The organism is Candidatus Methylomirabilis sp., assembly GCA_036000645.1.
Classification (GTDB): Bacteria; Methylomirabilota; Methylomirabilia; order Methylomirabilales; family JACPAU01; genus JACPAU01.
Window position 1 is genome coordinate 1 of record DASYVA010000072.1, and the last position, 12292, is coordinate 12292.

At 69.3% G+C, this 12292-nt stretch carries 9 protein-coding genes; all 9 read left to right on the forward strand.

All coding sequences use genetic code 11. The features are described from left to right. Positions 1-1378 (forward strand): transglycosylase SLT domain-containing protein (locus tag VGT06_04265; GenBank protein HEV8662344.1); only part of this gene is annotated, 1378 nt, incomplete at its 5' end. A gap of 164 nt (positions 1379-1542) precedes the next feature. Beyond that, positions 1543-1950 carry an exosortase system-associated protein, TIGR04073 family gene (locus VGT06_04270; protein HEV8662345.1) on the forward strand — a complete coding sequence of 136 codons (408 nt, stop codon included), beginning with the start codon at positions 1543-1545 and terminating at the stop codon, positions 1948-1950. A gap of 71 nt (positions 1951-2021) precedes the next feature. Then, positions 2022-2318 carry a hypothetical protein gene (locus VGT06_04275; protein HEV8662346.1) on the forward strand — a complete coding sequence of 99 codons (297 nt, stop codon included), beginning with the start codon at positions 2022-2024 and terminating at the stop codon, positions 2316-2318. A 224-nt stretch (positions 2319-2542) separates the two neighbouring features. After that, positions 2543-7123, forward strand: a complete 4581-nt coding sequence (locus VGT06_04280; GenBank protein ID HEV8662347.1) for a PKD domain-containing protein — start codon at positions 2543-2545, stop codon at positions 7121-7123. Between the two features lie 435 nt (positions 7124-7558). Next, positions 7559-8140 (forward strand): bifunctional pyr operon transcriptional regulator/uracil phosphoribosyltransferase PyrR, encoded by a 582-nt coding sequence (pyrR, locus tag VGT06_04285; GenBank protein HEV8662348.1) that lies wholly within the window; start codon positions 7559-7561, stop codon positions 8138-8140. 29 nt (positions 8141-8169) lie between these two features. Beyond that, the gene (locus VGT06_04290; protein ID HEV8662349.1) at positions 8170-9117 is read left to right on the forward strand and encodes an aspartate carbamoyltransferase catalytic subunit; all 948 of its coding nucleotides are present in this window, start codon (positions 8170-8172) and stop codon (positions 9115-9117) included. A 9-nt stretch (positions 9118-9126) separates the two neighbouring features. Beyond that, positions 9127-10446, forward strand: a complete 1320-nt coding sequence (locus VGT06_04295) for a dihydroorotase (protein HEV8662350.1) — start codon at positions 9127-9129, stop codon at positions 10444-10446. Further along, on the forward strand, positions 10443-11702 hold the full coding sequence (carA, locus tag VGT06_04300; GenBank protein ID HEV8662351.1) for a glutamine-hydrolyzing carbamoyl-phosphate synthase small subunit: 1260 nt from the start codon (positions 10443-10445) through the stop codon (positions 11700-11702). Before VGT06_04295 ends, carA begins: the two co-directional genes overlap by 4 nt. Before the next feature lie 45 nt (positions 11703-11747). Beyond that, on the forward strand, positions 11748-12292 hold a 545-nt coding region (carB, locus tag VGT06_04305), incomplete at its 3' end, for a carbamoyl phosphate synthase large subunit (protein HEV8662352.1).

Sequence of the window (12292 nt, forward strand, 5' to 3'; positions counted from 1 at the left end):
CCACCACCACTGTCGTTCGGTCCTCCCCGCGATCCTCCTCGTCTTGGTCGTCTTTCTGCCGCCACCCTCAGCCGGGGAGGAGATCCGTGCGGCCGACGGGGGCCTCCTCGCGGGGGATGGAACGCCGCCCCGCGCGGCCGCGGCCGCCCCAGCGGTCCCCAGGGAAGCGGCGAGCCCCCCCCAGGCCGGGCAGGAGGACCAGGATCTCGTCCCCGGGGACGCCGCCCCGGCGGAGACGCTCGTCACCCCCGAGGACACCAGGCTGTTGGACCAGGGGGAAGACGAGTCCGAGCCCCCCGACGGAGCCCCGGAGGGTCCCGACGCGTTCGATGTGCCCATCGACCTGAACGACGAGGTCCGGGCGTACCTGGATCTCTTCAGGGGAGAGCGGCGGGAGCGGATTCAGGAGGCCTTCGATCGAGCCGGGCGCTACCTCCCCATGATGCGGGGGATCTTCCAGGAGTACGGTCTCCCCCTGGAACTGGTGAACCTGGCCTACATCGAGAGCGCCTTCAGGGTCGAGGCCTACTCCCGAGCCCGGGCGGTGGGGATCTGGCAGTTCATCGCGAGCACCGGGCGAAAGTACGGGCTGCGCATCGATTGGTGGCTGGACGAGCGACGGGACCCGGAGAAGGCGACCCGGGCGGCGGCGGAGTACCTGCGGGACCTCTACGGGCTCTTTGGCTCCTGGAGGCTTGCCATCGCGGCCTACAACGCCGGCGAAGGGAAGATCGCAGCAGCGATGTGGCGGCAGAGGACGGCCGACTTCTGGCGGCTTCACCTCCCCCGGGAGACCAAGCTCTACGTCCCGGCCTTCATGGCCATGACTATCCTCGCCAAGGATCCGGAGCGCTACGGCTTCGACCCTCCGGCCGAGGAGGTGCCCGCGACGGAGCCGCTCGCGCTCCCGGAGCCCCTCGACCTCCGGATCGTCGCCCAGGCGTCGGGGGTCCCGCTCGCCGAGCTCCAGGCCCTGAACCCCGAACTGCACCACCTGGTGACGCCCCCCCACACGCCCGACTACCGGCTGCGGGTTCCGGCCGGCGCTGGGGACCTGTTTGCAGAGAGAATTGACGCGATCAAGAAGACGCGGCGCGTGACGTGGCAACGCCACATGATCGGCCAGGGCGAGACCCTCTCCCAGATCGCGCGGCGCTACGACACCTCCATCCGGGTCCTCATGGATCTGAACCGGCTCGAGAGTCGCCATCGCCTCCGCGCGGGTCGCTCCCTGGTGGTCCCCTTGATGCACCTCACGGTCGCGGAGGACGACCGGAGCGACCGGCGGCCCAGCTCGAACGGCGGCCCCCTACATGGTCAGGCATGGGGACAGCCTCTGGACCAGGTGGACAACATCGGCATCCGGCTTCTGCCGTAGGCCCAATCGGCGTGTGCAGGACATAGAGTGGCTCTTGGCGGGAGGGAATCCTCGGGGCGTGAGGACTCACGGAAGGCCCGCCCCGGGCCGGGGAGAGGCTATAGCGGCGGCGCCGTCGGGAGCTCCGCGGTGGGTCGGGAGGGGAGAGGAAGAGGAGGAGAGGGATGGGGAACGGGAGGCGGGGTGTTGTGCTCGCGGGGCTGGTTCTTGCGTTGAGCGTGGCCGTGGCGTGGGGAGAGGAGACCCTTCCGGAAGCGGGGGGCGGAAAGCCCGACGGAGCCGGCGGGGCCTGGGAGAAAGCGGGGCGGGGGCTCGGCAATCTGACGTTGGGGTTTCTGGTGGAGTGGCCGAAGACGATGGTCCGGGAGACTGAGGACCATGGTCCGGGCTACGGGCTGACCGTGGGGCTCATCAAGGGGATGGGCCTGGGCGTGGGGCGGACGCTGGTGGGCGTCTACGAGCTGGTCACCTTCCCCCTCCCCAACGGGTCCGACTACGCGCCGATCCTGGAGCCCGGGAGCCCGCTCTCCACAGCGCGGACCACGCGGTTCCTCGAGACCCCGATCCGCTAGCGCCGACCGTCCGGCCCCGTCGGGGGGAGCGCGGGGGGGAGGATGGAGGCAGAGGTGTAGGGGAATGAATGATGGATGACGTGGACCGCGCGGCAGTCGCCTCCGGGCAGGCGACGCGAATCGCCCGTCCCGAGCGGCCAAGCCTCATCTACGAGCAGCGCTGTGACTTCTGCAAGCAGGTCCATCGCTCGGAGTTTTTCGACGAAGTCGAGGAGACCATCCTGCGCTGCCGCGATGCCGCTCCAGGCTCGGAGAAGGGCCTGCTGGTGGACTTCTCCGGGGACACTCATCCCATCAGGGTGGAAGGCCAACTGCAATTGCTTCAGGGGGTCGCGGGACACGTCGTCCGGAGGATCCCGGCCAGGTGATGATGAGCCCCACGCCTGACCGCCGGGTGATCACGGTGGCGGAGGTGGTCGGGAATCCCTCGACACCAGCTTCGCCCTGCGGGGAGGGAGCCCGTGAATCAGGCGGATGGAACCTGCCTGCCCCCTGGGGGTGGCGCCATGGCCACTCGGGCAATACGGGGCAGGGACCGACGCGGTCTCTGCCCCGTAGGAGAAGGCGGGCAATGGAACGGGCGAATTCAAGCGTGGCGAGGTTAGAGCGGGGTCGCGTGGCGCGCGGGGTCGCGGTGCTCCTGGGCCTCCTCTGCTGGCTCGTTGGTCCCGGGAGCGCCCTCGCCGCCGGCACCTTCGTCGTGGACGGGGCCAACCCGGACTGCTCGGATACGGCGCCCGGCGCCGGCACTGAGGGGAACCCGCCCTACTGCACCATCTCGGCCGCCGCCTACGCCCGGGGGGGACCCGGCACCACGATCCTCGTGAAGCCCGCCATCTACCGGGAGCAGGTCAACGTGCCCGCCTCGGGCGCGGACGGGAGCCCCTTCGTCTTCCAGGCCCTCGGGCCCGGCGTGGTCCTGGACGGGGCGGACGATTTCTCTGACCCCGCCCTCTGGACGCCCGCCACCGGCAGCGTGTGGCTGGCGCCGAGCGTCCCATGGTTCTCCCGCCAGGTCTTCGTCGACGGGGCACGCCTGATCTTCTCCCACGCCGAGCCGGCCGACCTCGCCCCGGGGACCTTCCACTACGTCCTCGGGGAGGGCCTCTACGTCAACCTCGGGGGGGACAACCCCGGGACCCACCAGACCTTGGTCGGCCTGCGGCACACGGGCTTCTTAGTCGACAGGCGCTCCTGGGTTACCATCGACGGCTTCACCATCACCCGGACCGAGGGGGACGGGATCGATCTGAATGGCGCTGCGTTTCTAGAACCGCCCTCCTCGAATAATCTCACGGTCACGAACAACACCGTGACCTTCTCCCACGGTCGTGGGATCAGAGTGGGGGGCGCCGCGAACGTGCTGATCGGTTCGAACGTGGTCTCGGACAATCGGATCGATGGGATCTACCTGTCGGGCGTCAACAGCTCGACGATCCAGGACAACGAGGTGTTCCGCAGCGGCGGGGGCATCCATCTCGCTGGCTCGCCCGGCAACCTGCTGCAGCGCAACAATGCCCACGACAACGTTTTCGCGACGGGGATCCTCCTCGAAAAAGGCTCGGCTAACAATGTGTCCCGGCAGAATTTCTCCTGGCGCAACGGCAGCCACGGCTTCCACGTTTCCGACACGGAGGGAACCCGTCACGTCGGCGATGTCGCGTGGGGGAATGCCGGGCGGGGCTTCTCGGTGGTGAGGTCCACTCCCTCCATCTTCAACTCCATCGGGGTCAACAACGGGCTTGCAGCGGGGGAGTACGACCTCTTCGTGGATGGTAGCAGCTTCGTTTCGAATTCCAACATCTTCTGGAACCGCACCAGCCAGGCGCCGATCAAATACGCCGGGACCACCTACGCGACCCTCGCCGCCTTCACGGCCGCCACCGGCCAGGACGCGAACTCCATCCAGACCGACCCGCAGTTCGTTCACTCGGTGGGAGGGGACTTCCGCCTCTTCCCCGGCTCCCCCGCCATCGATTCGGCCGACTCCGCGGTCCCCCACTGGCCCGAGACCGATGCCGCCGGGCAGGCTCGGCTGGATGACCCGGCCACGGCCAACACCGGGGTCGGCCCGGTCCTCTACGCCGACCGGGGCGCCCTGGAGTACTACCCGTACTCCGGCCCTCCCCTGGCCGCCTTGACGATCACGCCCTCCGTGGGAAACCCGCCCCTGGCGGTGATCGCCGATGCCTCCCGCTCCGTGGATCCGGACGGCGCGATCGTCTCCTACCGGTTCGACTTCGGGGACGGGACCGTGGTCGGGCCCCAGGCGGAGGCGACAGCGAGCCATACCTACACCGCCAGCGGGACCTTCATCGTGTCCGTCACGGTGACGGACGACGAGGAGAGGACCGCTGCCGCCTCGCATCCGATCAGGGTCAACGCGCCCCCCGAGGGGACGATCAACACCCCGGCGGGCAACATAACGGTCGGCGCGGGCCAGGCGCTGAGTTTCAGTGGAACCGGGACTGACCCGGATGGCGACGAACCCCTCCGCTACTTCTGGGACTTCGGGGGGGGCGCGGCCAACCAGACCGGGCCGAACCCGGGGTTGAAGGTATTTTACGTCCCCGGAATCTACACCGTGACCTTCACGGTGACCGATAGCCTGGGCCTGGCCGATCCCACCCCGGACAGGCGGGTGATCACGGTCCATGCGCCCCCCGAGGGCGTGATCGATAGCCCGGCGGGGGACGTGACCATTGTGGCGGGCGAGAGCGTCGCCTTCGCCGGGACCGGGAGCGAACCGGATGGGCATCTGCCCCTCACCTTCCAGTGGGATTTCCGGGGCGGGGCCCCCAACACCACGGTGGAGGATCCCGGGACGGTCACCTTCAGCACCCCCGGCACCTACTGGGTGACCTTCACCGTGACCGACAGCCTAGGCCTGGCCGACCCCACCCCGGCCAGCCGGCTGATCAGGGTACTTGCTAGCCAGGCGCCTGACGGCGTGATCGATACCCCCCCGACCGATGTCACGATCATGGCGGGGCAGAGCCTGAGCTTCACGGGGACCGGCACCGACCCGGACGGGAATCTCCCGCTCAGCTTCACGTGGTACTTTGGCGGGGCGGCACCCGACGCCACGGTGGAGGATCCGGGGGCGGTGGTGTTCAGCCGGCCAGGCGTCTACCCGGTGAGCTTCAGCGTCAGGGACGGCTCAGGCGTGTCGGATCCCACCCCGGACAGCCGGGTGATCACGGTGGTCTGCAGTCCCAGCCTCAACCTGGTTTGCAACTCCTCCTTCGAGGCCTCCACGACCGGCTGGCGACCCTACGGGGGGGCGACGATCCAGCGAGTCTCGGGGGGGCAGGAGGGGGCCTTCGCGCTGGAGGTGCGGGGCCCCGCCAGCACAGCGGAGTTCGGGATCGACGACAACCCGAACTGGGTGGCCACGAGCGGGGCGGCCGGGACGCGCTACCTCTTCAGCGCGTGGGTGCGGGCGGCGGCGAGCGCCGGGCAGGCCCGGCTGAGGGTCCAGGAGTACCGAGAGACGCAGGTCGGGGGGACGATTTACTCGCCGTTCGTGCCGCTGACGCCGGACTGGCAACTACTCACACTCGTTCACGTCACCCAGGCGGCCGGGTCCACGCTGGACTTCAAGGTGCTGGCGACCCCCTCCGCGTCCGGCCAGGTGTTCCAGGTGGACAGCATCGCGATCCGGATCGTCACCACGACCAGCAACCAGCCCCCGAACGGCGTGATCGAGAGCCCGGCGGGGGACATGATCATCAGGACCGGCCAGAGCGTCACGTTCGCCGGGACCGGGGGCGACCCGGATGGGCACCTCCCCCTCACCTTCCTCTGGACCTTCGGTGGGGGCCCCCCCAACTCGACCGCGGAGGACCCGGGGGCGGTCACCTTCAGCACCCGGGGGACCTACACGATCACTCTCACCATGATCGACAGCTTAGGCCTGGCCGATCCCACCCCGGACACCCGGGTGATCACGGTGGTTCCGGCAAACTTCGTCGGGAATCCCTCCTTCGAATCCAACACGTGGGGCTGGGCTGCCTACGGGGGCTCCACGCTCCAGCGGGTCTCGGGGGGGCAGGAGGGGGCCTTCGCGCTGGAGGTGCGGGGCCCTGCGACCACGACGGAGTTCGGGATCAACGACAGCCCGAACTGGGTGGCGAAGACCCTGGCCGCCGGGACCCGCTACCGCTTCAGCGCGTGGGTCCGGGCGGAGAGCAGCGCCGGCCAGGCCCGGCTGAAGGTCCGGGAGTACCTGAATGGCGTGCAGGTCGGGGGGACGATTTACTCCCCGTTCGTGCCGCTGACCCCGGAGTGGCAGCAGCTCACCCTCGATTACGTCGCCCAGGCGGCCGGGTCCACGCTGGACTTCCAGGTGCTGGAGACCCCCTCCGCGCCCGGCCAGGTCTTCCAGGTGGACACCATCGCGATCCGGCTCGTCAGCCCCACCAACGAACCCCCGAACGGGGTGATCGACAGCCCGGCCAGGAACGTGACCATCCCGGCCGGCCAGAGCGTGCCGTTCGCCGGGACCGGGACCGACCCGGATGGACACCTCCCGCTCACCTTCCTGTGGGATTTCGGCGGGGGCGCGCCCGACAGCACGGCTCAGGACCCAGGGGAGATCACGTTCAGCACCCTGGGGACCTACACCGTGACCTTCACCGTGACGAACAGCCTAGGCCTGGCCGATCCCACCCCGGACAGCCTGGTGATCACGGTGGTTGCGGCTGACCAGAACCTGGTCGGCAATCCCTCCTTCGAGACCGACACGAGCGGCTGGATGCCCTATCCGACAGCGGACACCGTGATTGAGCGGGTCCCCGGGGGGCAGGAGGGCGCATTCGCCCTCGAGGTGCGAAGCGCCGGCGACATGGCCCCGTTCGGGATCAACGACAGCCCGAACTGGGTCGGCTCGACCGGGGCGGCCGGGACCCGCTACCGCTTGACGGCCTGGGTCCGGGCGGAGGCGAGCAGCGGCCAGGCCCGGATCCGGGTCCGCGAGTACCTGAACGGGGTGCAGGTCGGGACGGCGACCTACTCCCCCTTCGTGCCGCTGACGCTGGCCTGGCAGATGCTCACCGTGGACCACGTCACCCAGGCGGCGGGGTCCACCCTGGACGCGCAGGTGCTCGATTACCCGGTCGCGCCGGGCGAGACCTTCCAGACGGACAGCATCTGGACCCAGGTTGCTCCGTAAGCGAGAGCTCAACCGCCGAGTCGGCAGGGAGACGGCACCACGGGAGTTCCGTTGATGGTGCGAGCCATGGCCCGGCGGAGTCGGCGACCCGCACAGTCCATCTTCTCGAAGAGAAAGGCTCGTCTGCCGGGCGCACACGGCCTTTTAGGCCAGCCGCTGGAACCTATCGGTGGTGTGGCCTGCTACAGTCTGAAAGGCACTCCTCAGTTACTCTTGCGAACTGCCGTTGCTCCCCCAGCACCCCCTGAGGAGATGCCGGACTCACAGCAAAAAGGCGCTTGACAGGGCGCGGTCCTTCTGCGATCATCCTCTCGCCTTTTAATCTAACTCTGTGAGGTTAGAAAAGGAGAGGCATGCAGCACGGGTGCATCCGGACGAAGGTGAGGGGGGACCTCCTCAGGCGCTGAGGAGGTTTTTTTTTGCCCGGAGGGGCCGGTGCGGGAAAAAGCGCAGATCCTGGACGGCCAGGGGATCAGCCGGGCGCTCACCCGGATCGCCCATGAGGTCCTGGAGCGCAACAAGGGGACCGACGAGGTGGTTCTGGTAGGCCTCCGGAGCCGTGGGATCGAGCTGGCCCGCCGCCTGAGCCGCAAGATCAAGGAGATCGAGGGGATCGAGGTCCCGGTGGGGGCCCTGGACGTGACCCTCTACCGGGACGACCTGGGGAAAGTGGGCGTGCAGCCGGTGGTCCGGAGGACGGAGATCCCCTTCACGGTGGACGAGAAGAAGGTCGTCCTGGTGGACGACGTCCTGTACACCGGCCGGACTGTCCGGGCGGCCTTGGACTCCCTCATGGACCTGGGGCGCCCGCGCCTCATCCAGCTCGCCGTCCTGGTGGACCGGGGACACCGGGAGCTGCCGGTCCGGGCCGACTACGTGGGGAAGAACGTCCCCACCTCCCAGCAGGAGCGGGTGCAGGTCCTGCTGGAGGAGGAGGACGGGGTGGACCGGGTGGTGATCCTGGAGCCGGAGCCGTCCGCTGCGGGACGGCGGCCGGAGGAGCGGCGGGAAGGCTAGGGGCCGTCCGCGCGAAAGCGAGGCGAGGCATGGCGCTCAAGCGGAAGGACCTCCTGACGATCCGCGAGCTCGGGGCGGAGGAGATCACCCTCATCCTGGACACGGCCGCGTCCATGAAGGAGATCGCCTCCCGGGACATCAAGAAGGTTCCCGCCCTCCGCGGCAAGACGGTGATGAATCTGTTCTACGAAGCCAGCACGCGGACCCGGACCTCCTTCGAGATCGCGGGGAAGTGGCTGAGCGCCGACGTGATCAACATCTCCACGTCCGCCTCCTCCGTGGCCAAGGGGGAATCCCTCCTGGACACGGGCCGGACGCTCCAGGCCATGCACCCGGACGTGGTCGTCATCCGGCACGCGGCTGCCGGCGCCCCCCAGGTCCTGGCCGAGGCGGTCGCCGCCAGCGTGATCAACGCCGGGGATGGAGCTCATGAGCACCCGACCCAGGCCCTGCTCGACCTCTTCACCATTCGGGAGCGGTTCGGGCGCCTGAGCGGCCTCAAGGTGGCCATCGTCGGGGACATCACCCACAGCCGGGTGGCGCGGAGCAACCTGCACGGCATGCAGAAGGTGGGAATGGAAGTCCGCCTCTGCGGCCCGGCCACGCTGCTCCCGCGGCACGTCGGGCAACTGGGGGCCGCCGTCACGACGAAGATGGACGAGGCCATCCGGGACGTGGACATCATCATGATGCTCCGGATCCAGCGGGAGCGAATGGGGAGCGGCCTCCTCCCGTCGCTACGGGAGTACAGCCGGCTCTTCGGCCTGACGGGGGAGCGCCTCAAGCGGGCGAAGGAGGGGGTGCTCATCATGCACCCGGGCCCGATGAACCGGGGGGTGGAGATCGCGCCGGAGGTGGCGGACGGGCCCTACTCCATCATCCTCGACCAGGTGACGAACGGCGTGGCGGTCCGGATGGCCCTGCTGTTCCTCCTCACCGGCGGCCAGCCCGCGGCGGCCAAGGCGGCCGCCGCGTAGGAGTGCGCGATGCGCATCGTGATTCGGGGCGGGCGGGTTGTTGACCCGGTGAACGGCCTCGACGGGCTGATGGACGTCCTGATCGAGGACGGCGTCATCCGGAGCGTTGACCTCGGCGGGAACGGGGGCAAGGCTCGGCGCGGTGCGCCGGGGGGACGGAGCCCCGAGGAGGCCGACCGGCTGATCGAGGCCAAGGGGCTGGTGGTATGTCCCGGCCTGATTGACATGCACGTCCACCTGCGGGAGCCGGGGCGGGAGGATGCGGAGACGATTGCCAGCGGGACGGCAGCGGCAGCGCGGGGAGGGTTCACGGGCGTCGCCTGCATGCCCAACACGGAGCCCCCGAACGACTCCGCCTCCGTGACCGAGTTCATCCTGGAGGAGGCCGCGAAGCACGGGGCGGCCCGCGTCTACCCCATCGGCGCCATCTCGAAGGGCCGGAAGGGGCAGGAGCTGGCCGAGATCGGGGAGCTGGTGGCGGCCGGCTGCGTCGGCATCTCCGACGATGGCAGCCCCGTTTCGAGCGCGGGCCTCATGCGCCGGGCCATGGAGTACGCCACCATGTTCGACATCCCGGTGATCCCCCACTGCGAGGAGCTGAGCCTGAGCCAGGGCGGCGTGATGCACGAAGGGCTCGTCAGCACCCAGATCGGCCTCCAGGGGATCCCGGGGATCGCGGAGGCGGTCGAGGTCACGCGGGACATTCTCCTGGCCGAATTCACGGGGGCCCGGCTGCACCTCTGCCACCTGAGCGCCGCCGAGTCGGTGCGGGCGCTGCGCGAGGCGAAGGTCCGGGGGGTGAAGGTGACGGCTGAGGTGACGCCGCACCACCTCGCGCTCACCGAGGACGCGGTGCGAGGGTTCAACACGAATACCAAGATGAACCCGCCGCTCCGCGCCGCGGAGGATCAGGCCGCCCTGCGGGAGGCGCTGGCGGACGGCACGATTGACTGCATCGCCACCGATCATGCGCCGCACGCCCTGGCGGAAAAAGAACAGGAATACGACTACGCCCCCTTTGGGGTGACCGGACTGGAGACCTGTCTGGGTGTGGTGCTCACCGAGCTGTACCACGGCAAGGTCCTGACCCTGCCCCAGATCGTGGAGCGGATGAGCGTCGCCCCGGCGCGGATCCTGGGGCTGAAGGGGAAGGGGACCCTGGCGCCGGGCACCGAGGCGGACGTGACGCTCCTCGACCCGGAGCGGGAGTGGGTGGCGGAGGCGAAGGCCATGGCCTCCAAGAGCAAGAACTCCCCATTCCTCGGCTGGAAGCTCAAGGGCGCCCCGGTGATGACCATCGTCGGGGGGAAGGTGGTATGGGAGGCATGAGCCGGAAGGCGGTCCTGGCGCTGGCGGACGGCACCATCTTCGAGGGACGCCCCTTCGGCGCCGAGGGGGAGGCCATCGGGGAGGTGGTCTTCAACACCGGGATGACCGGCTATCAGGAGGTCCTCTCCGACCCCTCTTACCGGGGGCAGATCGTCTGCATGACCTATCCTCACATCGGCAACACCGGGGTGAACGCGGAGGACCTGGAGGCGCGCCGGCCCGCCCTGGCCGGGTTCATCGTGCGGGAGGGCTGCCAGCGCCCGAGCAACTGGCGGATGCAGGAGGGACTCGAGGAGTTCCTGAAGGCGCACAGGATCATCGGCATCCAGGGGATTGACACCCGGGCCCTCACGAGACACATCCGCGACCGTGGGGCCCAGGAGGGCTGCCTCTCCACTCGGGACGAGGACCCGGCGCGCCTGGTGGAAAAGGCACAGGCCTCCCCGGGGCTCATCGGGCGGGACCTGGTGGCCGAGGTGACGTGCCCTGCCCCCTACACCTGGACCGAGGACGTGTGGGTCTGGGGGAAGGGCGGCGTGCGGGGCGGGGCAGAGGCGGCGAGCGGCCCGGCCGCGCCCCAGATGGATCTCTTCGGGGCTTCCCCGCGCGCCGGCGGCCCCTTCAAGGTGGTCGCCTTCGACTGCGGCATCAAGCTCAACATCCTGCGGAGGCTCGTCAGCCTCGGGTGCAACGTCGCGGTGGTCCCGGCAACGATGTCGGCCGCGGAGGTCCTGGCCCAGCAGCCGGACGGCATTTTCCTCTCGAACGGCCCCGGGGACCCGGAAGGGGTTCCCTACCTGATCGAGACGGTCCGGGCCCTGATCGGGCGCAAGCCCATCTTCGGGATCTGCCTGGGGCATCAGATTCTGGGGCTGGCCCTGGGGGGCAAGACCTTCAAGCTCAAGTTCGGCCATCACGGGTGCAACCACCCGGTAAAGGACCTGATGACCGGAAAGGTGGAGATCACCACCCAGAACCACGGCTTCGCCGTGGAGATGGGCTCGTTCCGCGATACCCGGATCGGGGAGCTGGCCATCCGCCGGGAGGACGTCCTCCAGACCCACGTGAACCTGAACGACGGCACCTGCGAGGGGCTGGTGCACCGGACGGTCCCGGTCTTCGCGGTCCAGTACCATCCGGAGGCTTCCCCGGGGCCCCACGACTCGCACTACCTGTTCAAGCGGTTCGTGGCGCTGATGGAGCGCGAGCGGCGGGGCTCCGCCGGCCCGCCCCGCATCCAGTTCGGCGACAACTGACGAATGGCCTGTCGAGGGCGGTGACGGAGCGAAGCGACTGAACCCATGCCCAAGCGGACGGACCTGCGAAAGATCCTGATCATCGGCTCCGGGCCGATCGTGATCGGCCAGGCCTGCGAGTTCGACTACTCGGGCACCCAGGCCTGCAAGGCGCTGCGGGCCGAGGGGTTCCAGGTCGTGCTGGTGAACAGCAACCCGGCCACCATCATGACCGACCCGGAGATGGCGGACCGGACCTACGTGGAGCCGCTGACGCCCGAGATCCTGGAGGCCATCATCGCCGCCGAGCGCCCGGAGGCGCTGCTGCCCACCCTGGGGGGCCAGACGGCGCTCAACCTCGCCGTGGTCCTGGCAGCCAAGGGGATCCTGGACCGCTACCAGGTCGAGCTCATCGGGGCCAAGATGAACGCCATCCGGAAGGCGGAAGACCGGGAGTTGTTCAAGCAGGCCATGGAGCGGATCGGCCTGGAGGTCCCCCGCTCGGGCTACGCCCGCACCCCGGAGGAAGCCCTCCGCATCTTCGACCTGGTCGGCTTCCCGGCCATCATCCGCCCCTCCTTCACGCTGGGCGGCACCGGCGGCTCCGTCGC

Excerpts from the sequence above, each read along its gene's own strand:
- VGT06_04270 (HEV8662345.1), top strand. The coding sequence starts at position 1,543 with ATGGGGAACGGGAGGCGGGGTGTTGTGCTCGCGGGGCTGGTTCTTGCG.
- VGT06_04275 (HEV8662346.1), top strand. The coding sequence starts at position 2,022 with ATGGATGACGTGGACCGCGCGGCAGTCGCCTCCGGGCAGGCGACGCGA.
- VGT06_04290 (HEV8662349.1), top strand. The coding sequence starts at position 8,170 with ATGGCGCTCAAGCGGAAGGACCTCCTGACGATCCGCGAGCTCGGGGCG.
- VGT06_04295 (HEV8662350.1), top strand. The coding sequence starts at position 9,127 with ATGCGCATCGTGATTCGGGGCGGGCGGGTTGTTGACCCGGTGAACGGC.
- carA (HEV8662351.1), top strand. The coding sequence starts at position 10,443 with ATGAGCCGGAAGGCGGTCCTGGCGCTGGCGGACGGCACCATCTTCGAG.